The organism is Caulobacter sp. 1776 (assembly GCF_040545685.1).
Lineage (GTDB): Bacteria > Pseudomonadota > Alphaproteobacteria > Caulobacterales > Caulobacteraceae > Caulobacter.
On record NZ_JBEPMI010000007.1, the window covers coordinates 128,684 to 145,968 of the forward strand.

At 66.4% G+C, this 17,285-nt stretch carries 12 protein-coding genes; 6 read left to right on the forward strand and 6 right to left on the reverse strand.

What is annotated here, in order from left to right; translation table 11 throughout:
• Positions 1-12: 12 nt before the first annotated feature.
• The 3 genes from ABIC66_RS19280 to ABIC66_RS19290 form a co-directional block, all read right to left on the reverse strand.
• Positions 13-858, reverse strand: a complete 846-nt coding sequence (locus ABIC66_RS19280) for a sulfotransferase family protein (protein WP_354072227.1) — start codon at positions 856-858, stop codon at positions 13-15.
• A gap of 288 nt (positions 859-1,146) precedes the next feature.
• Positions 1,147-3,837 carry a glycoside hydrolase family 2 TIM barrel-domain containing protein gene (locus tag ABIC66_RS19285; RefSeq protein WP_354072228.1) on the reverse strand — a complete coding sequence of 897 codons (2,691 nt, stop codon included), beginning with the start codon at positions 3,835-3,837 and terminating at the stop codon, positions 1,147-1,149.
• A gap of 101 nt (positions 3,838-3,938) precedes the next feature.
• Entirely contained in the window at positions 3,939-4,736 is a 798-nt protein-coding gene (locus tag ABIC66_RS19290) for a FadR/GntR family transcriptional regulator (RefSeq protein WP_354072230.1), read from the reverse strand.
• A 240-nt stretch (positions 4,737-4,976) separates the two neighbouring features.
• Between ABIC66_RS19290 and ABIC66_RS19295 the strand changes: the two genes are divergently transcribed.
• The 3 genes from ABIC66_RS19295 to ABIC66_RS19305 all read left to right on the forward strand — a co-directional run bounded on the left by ABIC66_RS19295 (position 4,977) and on the right by ABIC66_RS19305 (position 8,928).
• Entirely contained in the window at positions 4,977-7,232 is a 2,256-nt protein-coding gene (locus tag ABIC66_RS19295; RefSeq protein ID WP_354072232.1) for a TonB-dependent receptor, read from the forward strand.
• 182 nt (positions 7,233-7,414) lie between these two features.
• Positions 7,415-8,458, forward strand: coding sequence for a LacI family DNA-binding transcriptional regulator (locus tag ABIC66_RS19300; RefSeq protein ID WP_354072686.1), 1,044 nt, complete (start codon positions 7,415-7,417; stop codon positions 8,456-8,458).
• 257 nt (positions 8,459-8,715) lie between these two features.
• Positions 8,716-8,928 (forward strand): hypothetical protein, encoded by a 213-nt coding sequence (locus ABIC66_RS19305; protein WP_354072233.1) that lies wholly within the window; start codon positions 8,716-8,718, stop codon positions 8,926-8,928.
• 117 nt (positions 8,929-9,045) lie between these two features.
• Here the strand turns inward: ABIC66_RS19305 and ABIC66_RS19310 are convergent, their stop codons facing one another.
• From ABIC66_RS19310 to ABIC66_RS19320, 3 genes are all read right to left on the reverse strand, one after another.
• Entirely contained in the window at positions 9,046-10,638 is a 1,593-nt protein-coding gene (locus ABIC66_RS19310; RefSeq protein ID WP_354072235.1) for a methyl-accepting chemotaxis protein, read from the reverse strand.
• A 141-nt stretch (positions 10,639-10,779) separates the two neighbouring features.
• Positions 10,780-11,241: a chemotaxis protein CheW gene (locus ABIC66_RS19315; RefSeq protein WP_354072237.1), complete on the reverse strand. Its 462-nt coding sequence runs from the start codon at positions 11,239-11,241 to the stop codon at positions 10,780-10,782.
• A 25-nt stretch (positions 11,242-11,266) separates the two neighbouring features.
• Positions 11,267-12,787 carry a methyl-accepting chemotaxis protein gene (locus ABIC66_RS19320; RefSeq protein WP_354072239.1) on the reverse strand — a complete coding sequence of 507 codons (1,521 nt, stop codon included), beginning with the start codon at positions 12,785-12,787 and terminating at the stop codon, positions 11,267-11,269.
• A gap of 236 nt (positions 12,788-13,023) precedes the next feature.
• Between ABIC66_RS19320 and ABIC66_RS19325 the strand changes: the two genes are divergently transcribed.
• From ABIC66_RS19325 to ABIC66_RS19335, 3 genes are all read left to right on the forward strand, one after another.
• On the forward strand, positions 13,024-13,422 hold the full coding sequence (locus ABIC66_RS19325) for a PAS domain-containing protein (RefSeq protein ID WP_354072241.1): 399 nt from the start codon (positions 13,024-13,026) through the stop codon (positions 13,420-13,422).
• A gap of 870 nt (positions 13,423-14,292) precedes the next feature.
• Positions 14,293-14,598: an HU family DNA-binding protein gene (locus ABIC66_RS19330; RefSeq protein WP_354072243.1), complete on the forward strand. Its 306-nt coding sequence runs from the start codon at positions 14,293-14,295 to the stop codon at positions 14,596-14,598.
• Positions 14,588-17,239, forward strand: coding sequence for a glycoside hydrolase family 3 C-terminal domain-containing protein (locus ABIC66_RS19335; protein WP_354072245.1), 2,652 nt, complete (start codon positions 14,588-14,590; stop codon positions 17,237-17,239). Before ABIC66_RS19330 ends, ABIC66_RS19335 begins: the two co-directional genes overlap by 11 nt.
• The last annotated feature ends 46 nt before the right edge of the window (positions 17,240-17,285 follow it).

The window sequence follows — 17,285 nt, forward strand, 5'->3', positions numbered from 1 at the left end:
TCCCGGGATTTCTTATGATTGCGTTGTCGTCGGCGTCGGCGCGATCAAGTGGACGCGGCTGCTTTTCAGATCGCGCCAGAACGACATCGCGTCGAGGCGCTCAAAGAGATCGGGCGGCAGCACCGTCGTGCGCCGGATCGGCGTGACGCGGGGACGCACCTTATGCAGGCCCGGCAGGCCCAACTGCTGATCAAAGATCGGCTCGTCGAACACGATGTCGCTGAAGTCGTGCTGGAAGCGTGGCTCGCCCAGGAAATCGTAGACTAGATCCATGACCTTGCCGGGGGCGGAGGTCAGGAGATCGAAGTCGACGAGAAGGAGGCTGTCGGCGTGTTCACCATACACAGCCTCCTTGAGCGCCGCCCAGGCGAAGCCCACGAAGCGATCGTGCTGCGCCAGCGCCTCGACCCGGGTGAACACGGTGGCGCGCTCGGAATCGTTGTTGAAGAGCTTGCTCTCGGTGAACGGATGCTCTCGTGTCAGTCGCTCGATGCTATCCATGATCCAGGCGACGCTGCGCACGCAGCAGATCACCTTGGCGTCAGGAAAGAGCCGCTTGATCGCCGACAGCCTGGCGCACCAGGCTCGGTTGGTGTCGACGATGAGGCGCTTGTCCCGCTGATCGGCGTAGTAGGAATCGAAGAGCCCTCTGAGGATCCGCTCGCGATGAGCGTCGGTCAGGAGGCTGGAAACCTCAGACCAAGCGCCCATGGCGTTGCGCGTCGCGTGGAAGAGGGGGCCAAGGGGGCTGGATATGCCCGCGCTGATCGCCGGATTCTGCCGCAAGAGCGCCGCCAGCAAGGTGGATCCCGATCTCGGTAGTCCCGAGATGAAATGGTGACGTGGCGGGCTCAACACGGCGCCAAATCGCCAAATGGTCCGTTGAAAGCCACCGCCTCATGTACCTTGGAAGCAAACTCTTAAGTGTATGGTGCGGTTCTATCGCTATTTGAGCAAGCTCAATCTTGGCGCGAATACGGCGAAGGCCATGTCAAGCGCGTTTACTGATGGAAGGGCGAAGATCACCACTGCCCCCGCTTTGGGCGGCGTCATCATCGACGAAGGCCCGGCGATCCTTCCGCTTAGCCTGCATCTGCGGAACGGTCGGCCATCGCACGGCCTGCGACGTCAACACGTCTTGGGCTCCTAGGGCATGGAGGCGGGCAGGGGCGTGATCTCGATCGCCGAGACGATCGCCTCACCCTTGGTTGGGACGAACTCCAGCGTCAGGCCCTGGTCGCCGGCGCTGGTCTCGAACGCCCTGTTCAACGCCTTGAGCGGACCGCCGGCCTGGGCCGAAATATCAAGGTCGGCCAGGCCTCGCACCCCGTTGGCGACGACGTCGAAGCGCCGCTCGCCGCTGGCCAGCTTCGGCTCGACGAAGGTCAGGCTTACGCGATAGCGGCCGGGCGCGACCGGGACCGCGTAGGCGAAGCGACCCTGGCGATAGCTGGCGGCCACGTCGATCTCGTCAGTTCCGCTGATCTGCGCCCGCGCGGCGGGGCGTCCGTAGTCGGCCTGCATATTGGCCGACTGAGCCTCGCCGCCCTTGAAGAAGGCATCGGAACCGAACGTCGCGGCCTTGCCCGCGCCGACGATCGCGCCGGCGTCGATGCGGACCGGCGCGGCCGGGTCGGCCGGACGCTTCCAGGTGATGTGGTCCTCGACAGTGCGGCCGCCGAACGCGGCGCGGGCGGCCAGGACGTTCTCGCCCGGCGCCAGGCGCACGGCCGGCCAGACGCAGATCCGCTGCGGACAGTCGCCACGCGATCCCAGCGAGCGGCCGTTCAGCGTCAACTCGGTCGTGGCGCCGTTCGAATACACCCGCACGTCGGTGACCGGATAGGCGCGGTCGACATAGCGCCTGCCATTGATGTGGACCGTAGGCGTCGTTGCCCAGTTGGCTTTGTAGAAGTACCAGGCGTCCTTGCGGATCTTGCGGTCATAGGTGACCAGGCCCTTGGTGTTGATGTCGTCGGCGTCGCCTTCGTGACGGATCGTGGTGGCGAAATCGAACGCATTCCACAGCCATGTGCCCCAGAGATAGGGGCGCTGGGACAGGGCCGCCCAGGCGGTCTCGTGGATGTAGCTCTCGTACTCCTCGGGCTGAGTGCGGCCGCGCGAGTCGATCGGGCCGCCCAGGACATCGTCGGTGTGGAGGGTCACCGCGCCGCCGGCGCCATATTCCGTCACCGATAGGGGTTGGCGCGGACGCTTGGCGCGAAGGGCGTCTAGGTGCGGGCCCAGATCGTCGGGCGCGCCGAAATACCAGCCGAAATAGCGGTTGGCGCCGCCCAGGTCGGCGGCCTCGGCCGTGGTCGGCACATCGACGCCGGCAGCGAACACCCGGCCTTCGCAACAGGTCGCCAAGGCCGTGGGACGTCCGGGGTCTTCCTGGTGGGCCAGGGCGTTCAGCGACTTCAGCAGCGGCATCGGGTCCGGCGCCTTGCCGTCCTTGTAGCCGGTCAGGAAGGCGGGGAACGAGTTGCCGAAATCGACCTCGTTGGCGACGCCCCAGGTGGCGACCGAGGCGTGATTGTAGTTTTGCCGGATCAGCTCCTTGAGCTGCTGACGCGCGTTCTCGACCAGGGCCGGGGTCGGCTCGAGCGCGCCACCGAGCGTCCAGGCCGAGACCAGCGGAATTTCGTCCCAGAGCACGAAGCCATACTTGTCCGCCAGGTCATGGATGACCTGACCGTGCTGGTAGTGGGTTAGGCGGATGGTGTTGGCGCCCATCTCGCGCAGGGTCGCCATGTCGTCCTCGACGTCAGCGGGGCTGGTCGCCCAGCCCTTGCCCTCGCGGTCCTGGTGATAGCCGACGCCGTGTAGACGGTAAGGCTTGCCGTTCAGGAGGAAGCCGCGGTCCGGATCGAAGCCCATCTGGCGCACGCCGAAGGACGTCGTCACCCGGTCGAGCACCCTGCCGTTGGCGGCGACCAAATCGGTCTCCAACCGGTAGAGATACGGATCGGCCACGCCGTTCCAGAGATGCGGATGGGCCAGCGACAGGGTGAGGGCCGTTTCGTGGGCGCCCTTGGCGGGGAGGGCGGTTGGGGCGCTGGCCTGGGCGACCACGCGCCCCGTGGCGTCATGGAGCCTGGTCACCACGCGGGCGGCCAGCGCCGCGGCCATCTCATTAAGGAGTTTGGCGCGAACCTGGATTTCGGCCTTGTCGGGCGAAAGCGTGGTGGTGCTGGCATAGACTCCCGCGCCCCCGAAATCGAGCATGTCGAAATGGGCGGCGTTGGTGAGCACCAGGCTGACAGGGCGGTAGAGGCCGCCATGCACGAAGAAGTCGCCGGTCAGGGGCAGGATGTCGGCCGTGGCGGCGCCCGGCGCGGGCTTGCTGTTGTCGGTGCGCACGGCCAGCACGTTCTGGCCGTCGCCGCGCAGGGCGTCCGTGGCGTCGAACCGGAAGCGCGAGAAGCCGCCCTGGTGTTCGCCCAGATAGACGCCGTTGAGCCAGACCTTGGCGGCGCGACTGGCCGCATCGAACTGCAGGTAGGCGCGGCGGCCCTCCAGCTTGGGCGCGGAGAATGTCAGCCGGTACCAGCCTACGCCCTGGGTTTTGTCGATGGTCTTGGCCTTGTGCGTGCGCTCGACCGGGCCGGGCAGATAGAGGCCCACGCGGTTCCAGGTGTGGGGCACGGCGACGCGCTGCCAGTCGTGGTCGTCGAAGCTCGGGCTTTCGGCGCCGCTCAGCGTGTCGTCCTGGCGAAAGCGCCAGTTCTCGGCCAGGGCGGTCTCCGCGCGCGCCGGGGCGGCCGGCGACTCGGCTCGGACGATCGCCGGCGCGACGAGGATCGTCATCGCCGTGGCCAGTAGCAGTCGTCTCATCGGCAAGCCCTCCCTACTCGCCACCTGGTGGAGGCGTTGGAGTGAGCTTAGCGCCTCAAATCAAATCTGCCAGATCAATTTAAGAAGATTGGTCAGTCAGGTTATTGAGTAGCGGTGGAAAAGCGGGCGCGCACGCCGGCCGCGGTCCTGCGCGCTTCCTCCAAGGCCAGCGCTTCGGTCGTGAAGAGCAGGTGATCCATCACGGCGGCCAGGTGAGCGCGCATGGCGGCTCTCGCCGCTTGCGGATCCCGCGCTCTGAGCGCCTCGACGATGCGGCGGTGTTCGGCCACGACGGGCCGAATCTTGGCGCTGCGGGCCTTGTTGTGCAGCAGGGCGCAGGCCGGCGATGTCGAGCGCAGGCGCCACAGCTCCTCGATCATCAGCACGATTCCGGCGTTGCGCGTGGCTCGGGCGATGGTCATGTGGAACGCCCGGTCCGCGTCCTCCGTCACCTTGGCGCGGAGGTTTTCGGCCGTCATGTCCTCCAGGAGCCCTTCCAGCTGGGCGATCTCGTCGTCGGTGATGTGATTGGCGGCTAGGGCGGCGGCCTCACCCTCGAACGCCAGGCGCGTCTCGGTCAGTTCGAAGGCCGTGATCGCGAAGCCCGGGTGGTCTTCGCGGCCAGGCAGCCGTCGAACATAGGCGCCCGATCCCACGCGAATATCGATGTAGCCCTGGACCTCGAGCGCGATCAGCGCCTCGCGCACGGCGGGGCGGCTGGCCCCATACTCGGCGCAGAGCTCGCGCTCGGCGGGCAGGCGGCTGCCGATCTCGTAGCGTCCCGCGATCAGGTCGTCGAAGACGTGGCGGGCCAGTCTTTGGTAGATGCGGTCTCCGCTGGTGGCGGTGTCGGCGGCGGGGCTCGTCTTGTTGGCGCTCCCCTTTGCGCGAGCCGTCATTCCGTATCTCCCTGTCATCGTCATCGTCAGCGTTGCTTGAGCGCCCTCTGGCGGTCGCCCGAATGCGCGCCCGCTGATTGTGGTCCGGATCGAGCGAGTTGTCAGGCAAAAAGAGGTTGACGCCAAAGCCTGTACCCCAAGAATTGGTCAGGCAGATCAAGCGTGATCGGACAGACCGTTCACGAAAAAAGAACAGGAGGGGAAATGAACAGGCGTCTTCTTTGGATGGCGAGCGCCGCCATGATCGCGGCTTCCGGCCAGGCTTGGGCCCAGACCGCGCCGCAGCCGGCCAACCAGGCCGTCGCGCTGGATGAGATCGTCGTCACCGCGCAGAAGCGCGAACAGAACCTGCAGGACGTGCCGGCCGCCGTCAGCGCCGTCAGCAGCGAGCAGTTGGAAGCGCGCAACGTCGTCCAGGTCACCGACGTGGTTCGCGTCTCGCCCAGCCTGACGGTCACGGAAAACACCAACGCCACCGGCAACAGCATCAACCTGCGCGGGATCGGCACGTTCTCGTTCAGCATCGGCATCGAGCCCAGCGTCGCGGTCGTGGTCGACGACGTCGCGCTGCTGCAGCAGGCCCAGGCCTTCTCCGGCCTGAACGACATTGCTCGCCTGGAAGTCCTGCGCGGTCCGCAAGGCACGCTGTTTGGCAAGAACGCCGCCGCCGGCGTCATCAACATCGTCACCCAGAAGCCGACCAAGACCCTGACGGGTTCGGTCGGGGGAGCCCTGACCAGCGACGGCGAAAAGCGCGTCGAAGGGATGGTCTCGGGTCCGATCTCGGACAAGGCGGGCTTTCGCCTCAACGCCTTTTATGGCGATCGTGACGGCTATATTCGCAACCTCAACACCGGTCACAAGCTGAACGGCGACCGGTCGTACGGCGTTCGCGGTCGTCTCGAGCTGGATCCGACCGACAATCTCAACATCGCCCTGACGGCCTCGCACACCAATACCAAGACCGACGGCCAGGTGCGCACGTTCCGCAGCATCAATCCGGGCGCCAGCGCCTTCGGCGCGCCGCTCGCCCTCTCCGCCGTCGGGATCACGCCGGGCGATGGCAACTACAAGATCCGGCTGGACACCGAGCCGAAGAATACCAGCAAGCAGACCATGCTGAACGGCCGCGCCAGCCTGGACCTGGGCGGCGCCAACCTGGTGTCGATCACCAGCTACCAGGATTGGCGCTTCCGCTTCCTGGAGGACCTGGACACGCTGGGCACGCCGACGCTGCTGAACACGGCCGATCCGACGAGCATCCTGCCCAACGGCTCCACGGCCGGCGGCCCGTTCCACTCGACGAACTTCACCCAGGAACTGCGGCTGGTTTCCAGTGGCGCGCGCAAGCTCGACTACCTGTTCGCCCTGTTCTACGCCGACGGCGACTCCGACCGCTCGTTCTCGCGCGGCCCCAACGCGGCGACCAGCTGGGCGGCGACGGCGGGCACCAAGACCATGGCCGCCTTCACCCAGATGACCTACCACATCGGCGAGAAGACCCACCTGGACGGCGGTCTGCGCTTCAATCACGAAGTCATCGAGGCGACCTTCCTAAACCGCACGCCGACCGCCACGCCGCCGGCCAACAACGCCTCGTGCCTGTCGGTCTGCTCGGGCAAGGCCAAGGACGACCACGTCACCTACAAGGTGGCGCTGCGTCAGGACCTGGCCGACAACGTCATGGCCTATGCCTCGCTGTCGACCGGCTACAAGGGGCAGGGCTTCGACATTAGCACGGGCTTCAATCCCGGGCGGGCGGCCAAGCCGGTGCGTCCCGAGACCAGCAAGGCCTACGAACTGGGCCTGAAGAGCCGGGTCCTGGAAAACCGCGTCCAGCTCAATGTCACCGGCTTCCTGACCGACTTCACCGACTTCCAGGCCCAGGGCGGCGTCACCCAACCCGACGGCACCATCGTGCCGCAGCTGAGCAACGTCGGCTCGCTGCGGAGCAAGGGCGTCGAGGTCGAGGTCTCGGCCAAGCCGGTTCGCGCCCTGCGCATCGACGCGTCCGCCGCCTACACCGACGCGACGATCCGCGAATTCACGAACGCGCCTTGCTACACCGGCCAGACGCTCGCGCAGGGCTGCCGTCCGGTGGGAGCTTCGAACTTCCAGGACCTTTCGGGCAAGTCCTTGGCCAACTCGCCGAAGTTCAAATACTCGCTGGCGGGCGTCTATGACGTCGAGCTGCCGAGCCTGCCCTTCGACGGTTTCGTCACCGCCGAGTACACACATCAGAGCGCGGTCATGCTCGACCTTCTGGGCACGCCGATCTCGCGCCAGAAGGCCTATGGCGTCGTCAATGTCAGTCTCGGCGTAGCGGGCCGGGACGCGGACAATTACCGCGTGGCGCTGTTCGTCAACAACCTGTTCGACCAGCACTACGCGACCTCGCTCGGCTATACCGGCTCGTCCAACGCCGGCGCCGTCGCCCAGCTGCTGCCGCGCAATTCCAAGCGCTATGTCGGCATCCGGGCGCGGATGGGCTTCTAGCCGCGGTCTCCGCGCGGCCGGTTGCGTCGCGTCCGCCCAGGGTTTCTCCCCCTGTCCTGGGCCCCTTGTCGCCTTGGCGACCGGCGACGCGCCTGAACGGCGCGTCGCTTTTTTGTCGGCGCGGGCGTGCGGCGGGCGGGCCGGGACTCCTCCGGGCGGCAATTCCTGCTAGACGTCGGGCGATGGGGAAAAGCAAGGACAAGAGCGTCACGATCATCGACATCGCGCGCGAAGCGGGCGTGTCGATCGCGACGGTCTCTCGTGTTCTCAACCGGGGGGAGGGGGCGGGACCGGAAGTCCGCGCCCGGGTCCTCGAAATCGTCGATCGCCTTGGCTACCGGCCAAACGTCTCCGCGCGCGCGCTGTCGGGGCGGCGCAGCTACCTGATCGGCGTCGTGTTTCTGCGCCTCGGCGGCTACCACTACGTCGGAGAGGTCCAGCTTGGCGCCATGAACGCCTGTCGCCGCGCCGGCTACCATCTCGTCGTCGAGCAGATCGAGACGCCGCAAGGCGTCACCACGCCTGAAGCCTTGGGAGAGATTCTGCGGAACGCCGCCTTCGACGGCCTCGTCCTGACCCCACCGCTCTGTGACGATCCTCGCCTGCTGGCCGCCGTCGAGGATGCGGGCGTCCCCTATGTCCGCCTGGCGCCCAACAGCGATCTGGAGCGCTCGCCCTACGTCTGGATCGACGACCAGGAGGCTGCCCGGGAGCAGACCCTGCGGCTGTGGGACATGGGGCATCGCCGCATCGTCTTCATCGGCGGCCCGGCCGACCATCGCGCCGCCGTGCGCCGACGCGAGGGCTACCTGGCCGCCATGCGAGAATGCGGCGCCGCGGTTCCGGACGAGTGGATCGTCCGCGGCGACTTCTTCGGCGCATCGGGTTTCCGCGCGGTCGAAACGCTTCTGGCCCTGGATGCGCCGCCGACGGCCATCTTCGCCGGCAATGACGAGATGGCCATCGGCGCGCTCGCCGCATTGGCCAAGCACGGGGTCGGCGTGCCGGAGGCCATCTCGGTCGTCGGCTTCGACAATTCCTTGGCGGCGCAAACATCCTGGCCGCCGCTGACGACGGTCCACCAGCCCATCGCGGAGATGGCAGAGGCGGCGGTGGACATGCTCATCGCCGGTTTTGGCGACAAAAGGTTCCGCGCGCGGATCCACGACCGCAAGCTCGACTATCGCTTGGTTTCCCGTCAGTCGGCTGCGCCGCCTCCGCGCTGAATTCCCCGTTTCGCAGGCGTCCAGGCGTCGGTCTGCCAGAAAGAGGCCTGACCAATTTCATTTGCTATAGAAAACGTTTTCGTACGAAGCTACAAAACGCCCCATCACCGCCACGTAAGCGGTGAATCGCCAGGCTTTCGTCGTGGAGGCCGAGGGAAATCGGAGGAACCCATGCCCCGCGCGCGACATCCAGCGCCAATTGGTCAGGCCTCTTTGCGCCGCAAGCCGTCTATCCGCGCATCTTTGGAAGCTGACACATGAATATGGTGCTCGTTGATCAAGAGAAGGTCCTGGTCCTTCGCAGGGCGCTGCCCGCGGTGACCAAGGTCTGGCTGCAGGAAGTGTTGGGTGTGAGCGAAACGACGTGGCGGTCTCTGCGCGATGGACGACCGATACGGCAGTCGACCTACAATCGGCTGCTCGCCAAGCTCGAAAGGACACGGGCGAGCGACATGGTTCGCAAGGCCTAGGGCCGTATAGGGGGCTAACGCGGGTTGAACGTCTGGCGTGAGGCCGGAGACGCGCTTGAGCCAGCCGATCCGAATTGACCTTCCTTATTCCCGGGGCAGTCTCCGATCGGGAGGCGGCTAGAACTCTTCCCAGGCTTCGTTGACAGCCAGCGCCGCCCCGCCGCGCGCGGACATGGCGGCGCGCGCTGGTCCCCGGGGCCTTGGCGCCGGGCTGGCGACCGCGCCAGGGCTGGACCTGCCCACTGCACTGGGCGCCCCGGTGCTGAAGGCCGAAACCAACCCCTGCAGCTGGCCAGCCTCCCCACGCAGGTTGCTCGCCGCGGCGGTAGCCTGTTCGACCATCGCCGCGTTCTGTTGGGTCACCTGATCCATCTGGTTGACCGCGACATTGACCTGATTGAGTCCCGTGGCCTGTTCGGCCGACGAGCGGGCGATTTCCTGGATCAGATTGTCGATCGTGCTGACCTTGCTGGCGATGCCGCTCAGCGTCCGGCCGGTGTCGCCGACCAGCTTGACGCCGCGATCGACCTGCGCGGTGGAACTGGCGATCAAGGTCTTGATCTCCTTAGCCGCGTCGGCCGAACGTTGGGCCAGGGCCCGGACTTCCTGGGCGACGACGGCGAAGCCGCGACCGGCGTCGCCCGCGCGCGCGGCTTCGACCCCGGCGTTGAGAGCCAGCAGGTTAGTCTGGAAAGCGATCTCATCGATCACCCCGATGATATTGGTGATCTGGCCCGAGCTCCGCTCGATTTCGCCCATCGCCGCGACCGCCTGGCTGACGATCTTGCCCGATTGCTCGGCCTCACTGCTGGCCTCGGCGGCCGCAGCGCTGGCCTGCTTGGCGCCCTCGGCGCTACGCCGAACCGTGGCGGTGACCTCGTCCAGGGCCGCGGCGGTCTGCTCAAGACTGGCGGCCTGCTGTTCGGTGCGCCGCGACAGGTCGTCGGAGGCGGCGGCGATCTCGTCGGAGCCGGCCTGCACTCCGTCGGCCGAGGTCGTGATGGCGCTCATCGCCTCGCGCAAGGCGTCGATCGCGCGATTGAAGTCGCTCTTGATCCTGTCGAACCGCGGCGCGACCGGTTCGTCCATCCGCGCGGTGAGATCCCCGCCGGCCAACTCACCCAACCGCTCGGCCAGGGCCTCGACCAGCTGGCTAGCCTCGGCCTCGTTCTTGGCGCGCTCGGCGTCGGCCGTTTGTCGCGCGGTCTCCAGCGTCTCAAGATAGACCGAAATCGCATAGTCCATGTCCAGCAAGGTCGCCTTGACCAGGCTGCCCAGCTCGCCCGCCACGCTGGTGACGTCCGGCCCGCGCGCGCCAAAGCCGCCCTTGGGCCAGCGCGCTTCCAGCACCTTGCCGATCAGGCGTTCGAGCACCAGGGCGTAGCCGCCGATGTACCAGCTGGGCTCGAGGCCGATGCGGGCGTGAACCTGGCCCACCTTGGTCACGGCCTGGACATAGCCACTGTCGAACTGGCCGCTGGAGATCGTATCCCAATGACGTAGTTGCCGCTCGTGTGCGCTGGTGACGTGGGCCTCGCCGGTGAAGAACGCCTTGGTCTCGGGGAAAGCGCGCACCTGGTCATAGAACGCGTCGAGCGCGCCCGGCATCTCGCGCATGATGACAGCCTTGGCGCTTTGCAGCTGCGCCTTGGTCTTGGCGTCGAACTTCATGAACCGCAGGCGGCTCTCGAGGGTGTTGGGCGAGGACATGGATTGGCTCCCTTGGAGCGATGAGTGCCGTTTTGTTGACTATCCCCGGCGATGGTTAATGCGGCGGTAGGTTTCCTGACCCGACCGCAAGCTTCACCTTGCGACAGATCGCCACGCCCAAGGGGCGCTCCGGACGGGCGCTCACGCGGCGATGGGCTGAGTCGGCAGAAGCGCGCTGACGACGAGCCGGCTCAGCAGCCGGTCTTCGATGGGAATTATCGCGTCCACGAAGACATCCCGCGAGGTCATCTCGATCTGGGGCGGTTCTTGCAGGATGCTGGCGTCCACCTGGAAGGTTTCCTGAACGCCGTCGACCAGAACGCCAGCCAACTGCGCACCATGCTGAATGACGACGATGACGTGGCGCGAGGAGATCTCGGTCAGGCCAAGTCCCAGACGGCGGCGCAGGTCGACCACCGGCATCACCGCACCGCGCAGATTGATGACGCCGAGAAGGTAGTCAGGGGTGTGCGGCATCTGCGTCGCCGTCGTCCAACCGCGAATCTCGCGCACGCTGCGGATATCGATGCAGTATTCCTGACCGCCGATCTCGAACGAGATCAGCTCCAGCTTCCCCTCGCGGGTCAGCGCGTCATTGGTCATTTGCCGTATCTCCCTCCGGCGCCCACTAGAACTCCTCCCAAGCTTGGGCGGCGTTCTGGGCAAAGCCGCCCGGCCGCGCGAAGGCGGCGATCCGGGCTTGGCTTCGCGCGATCGGATTCGGCGCGGGGGCGTGGCGACCAGATTGGGCGGGTTCGATCCGGCCGGCCGGGCGGGCGGCCGCCGCGCCGGTCTGGAAACGTCCGACGAGCGACGCCAGTTCGGCCGCTTCGGTCTTGAGATTGGCGGCGGCCGCCGTGGCTTCTTCGACCATGGCCGCGTTCTGCTGGGTGACCTGGTCCATCTGGTTGACGGCCGTATTGACCTCGTTGAGGCCGGTCGCCTGCTCTTGCGAGGATGTGGCGATCTCCGAGATCAGGACGTCGATCTCGGCGATCTTGTCCACGATCGCCGTCAGGGCTTGGCCCGTATCGCCGACCAGCTTGACCCCGCGCTCCACCTGAGCGGTGCTGCTGGCGATCAGGGCCTTGATTTCCTTTGCTGCTTCGGCCGACCGTTGGGCCAGGGCCCGGACCTCTTGGGCGACAACGGCGAAGCCCCGGCCGGCCTCGCCAGCGCGAGCGGCTTCGACGCCGGCGTTTAGGGCCAACAGGTTGGTCTGGAAGGCGATCTCGTCGATCACCCCGATGATCTGGGTAATCTGGCCTGAACTCCGCTCGATCTCACCCATGGCCGCGACCGCGTCGCGCATGACTTCGCCCGAACGCGCCGCGTCGCCACGCGCGCCCGACGCGCTCAAAGAAGCCTGTTTGGCGCCGTGGGCGCTGCGCTTGACGGTGGCCGTGATCTCGTCGAGCGCGGCGGCGGTCTGCTCCAGACTTGCCGCCTGTTGTTCCGTGCGGCGGGACAAGTCGTCGGACGCCGTGGAAATCTCGTCGGCCCCGGCCCGCAGGCCGCCGGTGGTTGCGGCGATGCCGCTCATGGCTTCGCGCAGGCTATCGATCGCGGCGTTGAAGTCGTCCTTGATCTGCGCATAGCGCCCCAGGAACTGGGCGGAGATCCGGGCGGTCAAGTCGCCTTGGGCCATGCGCTTGAGGCTGGCGGCGAGACTGGCGACGACCTCCTCCTGTTCGTCGGCGGCCTGCTGCCGCTCGTGCTCTGAACGCGCCCGCTCACGCTCGATCTCGGTCACGTCGGTGGCGAACTTGATCACCTTGTAGGGCTTGCCGTTCTCGTCGAGCACCGGATTGTAGGACGCTTGGATCCAGCACTCCGCGCCGCCCTTGCCGATCCTAAGGAACTTCCGCGCGACGAACTGGCCGTTGTTGAGCTGATCCCAGAAGGCGCGATATTCGCTGCTAGCGGCCTCGGCCGGCGGCACGAAGATGCGGTGATGCTTTCCCACCACTTCGTCGGCCCGATAGCCGAGCGCGTTCAGAAAGTTGGTGTTGGCGCGCAGGATGGTGCCGTCCAGCTTGAACTCGATCACCGCCTGCGACCGGTCCATCGCCGCGACTTGGGCTCTCAGGTCACGCAACTCCGCCGCAACGGCGCTCTGTCTGGTTTTGGCGGCGCTCGAAAACAGCATCGGTTGTCTTTTTCGCTTGAGGAACAATGTTGCCTAAGCGTTGCCGTAAGATCCTAATTGAATCCTAATTTGGCCTTCGCCGGACCGATTGTCGCAGGCGGGACTGGCTCAAAGTGAGCATTCGCGACGACTAGCGACGCTTCGTCACGGTTAACAATGAATGAATTGCAATCTGGCCGAGGTCATTTACTGACCTTCACGGCGAAGTGTATGCGTGACGTTAGGACGAGTTGAGCATGGGTCTGAAGGAATTGATCGCCGCTCTGACCGAGTCTTCGCAAACGGCGGTCGTGATGACCGATGGCGACCTATCCGGTCCTGGCCCAACGATCCTCTACGTCAACGCCGCCTTTGAACGGATGAGCGGCTATGATCGCCAGGAACTGGTGGGGCGATCGCCGCGCCTTCTCCAAGGCGACAAGACGAGCCTTGCCGCGCGTCGGGCTCTGGCCCGCGCGATACGAAAGGGCCAGCGCCAGAAGGTCGTCCTGGTGAACTATCGCAAGTCCGGCGAGCCCTATCATTGTGAAGTCGAGGTGTTTCCAATTCTCGGCGCGGACGGGGCCTTGATCAACGCCGTTGCGCTGGAAAGGGAAGTTCGGCGCGGGCCGGGACGTCGCCCCAACACAAACTGACCGGCCGCCCCGGTCCCAGGCGTCGACCTCAAAAATCAGTGTTGGAATGTCGCCTCTTGGAGTCAGTTCAACGGCAGCCAATGGCGCGTCCAGGTCCGCGATATGGACGTCCGTGTCGGCTCGCGCTTCCGGTCCTTTCCGAGGGGCTGGCCGGACGGATTTTCCTGGCGGCTTGGCGTAACGCCAAGGCGACCTCGATCGCCGCAGCAGGATAGCCTTTGCCGGGAGCCTCCGTGGCGCGACATGATGAAGAGAGCGGCATGAAGAGGGCGGCGGCCCGCGCCCTGGAATCACGGAGCAGCTGTCCTGGCTGGGATGCGTGGCGGCGGCGGTGATGCTAACCGCGGCGGTGTCGGCGATCGTCGGATGGTCGAAGGGACGGGCTGACCCGACTGCGGCTTTTTTTGCTCTTCGTCGCGTCTTCACGCTGATGGTGCGGGTGGTGACCCGATCTGAAGACGGGCATTGGTGAACCTGTTCCTGATCTCGAACTGGTAGCGAATATCGGGGTGATCGCAGAGCTCGCAGTCCTCGTCGGGCGCTTCGAGATCATGGAAACCATGCACGATCGCGCGGCGATGCGGTTTGAGTAGCGAAAGACGAAAACAAACAAATTTCTGGTGCGGATTGCCAATGTTTGATCGTCGTTATGTTCCCGTACGTTTTGGGGCATAATTTGTCTTAAAATTCGCATGTGAGCGGTAACTTTTCTCTTTCGAATTCTGTTTGGCGAGATTATGTCAAATGGATTGACACCGGTGTCTGGCCGGGGCGCGGCACTTCAGACCGCGAAATAGGAGGAAGCGCGCATGGGAATCCTCGCAGCAGGATTGAACGCGGCACGCCGCACCGTGAACGGGCTGGTCGCCTATGCGCGTTGACGGCGCCTTCGTGCAGCCCTTCCTGGATTTCTCCCGCGAGCTGGACCGCGAGCTCAGCGACTTGCTGGTTCAGTCGCTGCTGCGACGCATGCGTCACACCCTGCTGGAAGGTCACGCCCTGGAAGCGCCGGGCATCGGTGAGTTCACCGTCCGCCGACGCGACCTATACGCCCTTGTCAATCCGATCAGCGGCCAGACGCGGGCTCTGGGCGGGGAGCGCATCATCCTGTTCCGGCCCGACCGTCAGCTGCTGAAGGATCTCAACGCTGAGCGCGGCGGCGACGATGTCGCCTGAGTTCCGGATCATGCTGCAAGCTTCGGCCGCCGTGGGGGGCCTGAGCCTGGCCAGCGTCGCCGACGCCCAAGGCGCAATGGCCTATCGCAACGCCAAGCTGCCCGCGGCCGAGCGGGCCGCCGATCTCGTCTCCCAGATGACGCTGGAGGAAAAGGCCGGCCAGCTGCGCCATGCGGCGCCCGCCATCCCGCGGCTGTCCGTGCCCGCCTACAATTGGTGGAACGAGGGGCTGCATGGCGTGGCGCGCGCGGGCGAGGCCACCGTCTTCCCGCAAGCCGTCGGCCTGGCCGCCACATTCGATGTCGGACTGATGCGGGAGGTCGCCGACGTCATCAGCACCGAGTTCCGCGCCAAGTATGTCGAGAAGGCCGCCGCCGACGGATCGACCGCGCAGTACCGGGGCCTGACCGTCTGGTCGCCCAACATCAATATCTTTCGCGATCCACGCTGGGGCAGAGGACAAGAGACCTACGGCGAGGACCCCGTCCTCACCGCCGAGATGGGCGTGGCGTTCGTGCAAGGCCTGCAGGGACCCGACCGCGAGAACCTGAAGACCATGGCCACCGCCAAGCACTACGCCGTGCATAGCGGGCCAGAGGCTGACCGTCACCGTGACGACATCCACCCCTCGCGTCACGATCTGGAGGACACCTATCTTCCGGCCTTCAAGGCGTTGGTCACGCGCGCCAAGGTCGACGCGGTGATGTGCGCCTACAACGCCGTGGATGGCCAACCGGCCTGCGCCAATCCGACCCTGCTGACCGACCGCCTGCGTCGCGACTGGGGTTTCCGCGGCCATGTGGTCTCGGACTGCGGCGCGGTGGCCGACCTCTACCTGCCAACGTCGCACGCCTATCGCAAGACGCCGGCCGAGGCCTTCGCCGCCACCCTGAAGGCCGGCACCGACTTGGCTTGCGACTTCGGCGGCGCGCGCGGCGTCGAGCCCGCCGCCATCGTAGACGCCGTTCGATCGGGCCTGGTGACCGAGGGCGAGGTCGATGTCGCCATGCGCCGGTTGTTTGAGGCGCGCTTCCGCCTGGGGCTGATGGACCCACCGACCAGCGGCCCCTGGGGCGGGATCACGGTCGCTGACAACGACACGCCCGCCCATCACGCGGTATCCTTGCGCGCGGCCCAGTCATCTCTAGTCCTGCTGAAAAACGACGGCTTGCTGCCCCTGAGGGCCGCGCCGAGAACCATCGCGGTGATCGGGCCGAACGCGGATAGCGTCGATGCTCTGGTCGGCAACTACAATGGCTCGCCTTCGAAACCCGTAACGGTGCTGGCCGGCATCCGAGCCCGTTTCCCTGAGGCCAAGGTCGTTCACGTGTCGGGAACGGGCCTGGTCGGTCCGTCCAGCACGCCGACGCCGGACGCGATCTTCTGCCAGGACGCCGCCTGCGTGGTCAAAGGGCTGAAGGCGGAGGAGTTCGGCAACCTCGACCTGGCCGGCCCGCCGCTTGAGACGCGCGTCGACGCCAACGCCAAGTTCCGCTGGGGCTGGCCGACGCGCAAAGAACGTCACAGCTCTATCCGCTGGAGCGGTTTCGTCACCCCCACCCAAAGCGGCGCCCATGGCTTCACCCTGACGGGCGACGGCGGATGGCGCGTCAGCGTCGATGGCCAGGTGATCGCCGACTTCTGGAACGCCACGATCGATCCGTCGATGGCTAAGACCATCCGCCTCGAGGCGGGCAAGGCCTACCCTGTCGTCATCGAGGCGCGCCAGGACGGCGAGCGCGGGACCCAGGCCCTGACGTGGAGCCAGCCGGCCGATGATGGCGACGCGGCTCTAGCCGCCGCGAAAGACGTCGACCTCGTCGTTTTCGCCGGCGGCCTGAACGCCCGCGTCGAGGGCGAGGAGATGAGCGTGCACGCCGCGGGCTTCGCCGGCGGCGACCGCACCAGCCTCGACCTGCCGGCTCCGCAGCAAAGGCTGCTCGAGCGCCTGCACGGTCTGGGCAAGCCGGTTGTCCTGGTGCTGATGAACGGCGGGGCGATCGCGGCCAACTGGGCGGATATGAGCCTGCCGGCCATCGTCGAGGCATGGTACCCGGGCGGGGAGGGCGGAACGGCGATCGCGGGCCTGATGGCGGGGGATTATAGCCCCTCCGGCCGCCTGCCGGTGACCGTCTATCGGTCGGCCGACCAGCTGCCGCCCTTCAAGGACTACGCCATGGCGGGCCGCACCTACCGCTATTTCGGCGGCGAGGCGCTCTATCCCTTCGGCTACGGCCTGTCCTACACGCGCTTCTCGTACGGCAAGCCGACCCTGCGGACCGCCGCCGCGGCGGGCGAGCGTGTCACGATCAAGGCGCCTGTCACCAACGTCGGCGATCGCGACGGGGACGAGATCGTCCAACTCTATGTCTCGCGTCCTAGCGTCGCCGGTGCGCCGATCCGGGCGCTGAAGGCCTTTCAACGCGTGTCGCTGAGGAAGGGCCAGACCCGCACCGTCGACTTCGACCTCGACGCCGATGCCTTGGCCGCGGTCGACGCCGCTGGCGGTCGGTCGGTCGAGCCGGGCCCGGCGGAGCTGTGGATCGGCGGCGGCCAACCGATCTCGCGGCCTGGACTGACCCAGCCGCCCGGCGTCGCCGCTCAGCTCCAGATCACCGGCCGAAAGGGGCTCGCCAACTAAGACCGGCCAATCACCAGCGCGCGGAGAAAACAGAAAAGCCGCGGGC

Bases quoted from the DNA above. Each gene is read 5' to 3' on its own strand.
- ABIC66_RS19295 (WP_354072232.1), top strand. From the start codon at position 4,977: ATGATCGCGGCTTCCGGCCAGGCTTGGGCCCAGACCGCGCCGCAGCCG.
- ABIC66_RS19330 (WP_354072243.1), top strand. From the start codon at position 14,293: ATGCGCGTTGACGGCGCCTTCGTGCAGCCCTTCCTGGATTTCTCCCGC.
- ABIC66_RS19290 (WP_354072230.1), bottom strand. From the start codon at position 4,736: ATGACGGCTCGCGCAAAGGGGAGCGCCAACAAGACGAGCCCCGCCGCC.
- ABIC66_RS19325 (WP_354072241.1), top strand. From the start codon at position 13,024: ATGGGTCTGAAGGAATTGATCGCCGCTCTGACCGAGTCTTCGCAAACG.
- ABIC66_RS19285 (WP_354072228.1), bottom strand. From the start codon at position 3,837: ATGAGACGACTGCTACTGGCCACGGCGATGACGATCCTCGTCGCGCCG.
- ABIC66_RS19315 (WP_354072237.1), bottom strand. From the start codon at position 11,241: ATGACCAATGACGCGCTGACCCGCGAGGGGAAGCTGGAGCTGATCTCG.
- ABIC66_RS19335 (WP_354072245.1), top strand. From the start codon at position 14,588: ATGTCGCCTGAGTTCCGGATCATGCTGCAAGCTTCGGCCGCCGTGGGG.
- ABIC66_RS19300 (WP_354072686.1), top strand. From the start codon at position 7,415: ATGGGGAAAAGCAAGGACAAGAGCGTCACGATCATCGACATCGCGCGC.
- ABIC66_RS19320 (WP_354072239.1), bottom strand. From the start codon at position 12,787: ATGCTGTTTTCGAGCGCCGCCAAAACCAGACAGAGCGCCGTTGCGGCG.
- ABIC66_RS19310 (WP_354072235.1), bottom strand. From the start codon at position 10,638: ATGTCCTCGCCCAACACCCTCGAGAGCCGCCTGCGGTTCATGAAGTTC.
- ABIC66_RS19305 (WP_354072233.1), top strand. From the start codon at position 8,716: ATGAATATGGTGCTCGTTGATCAAGAGAAGGTCCTGGTCCTTCGCAGG.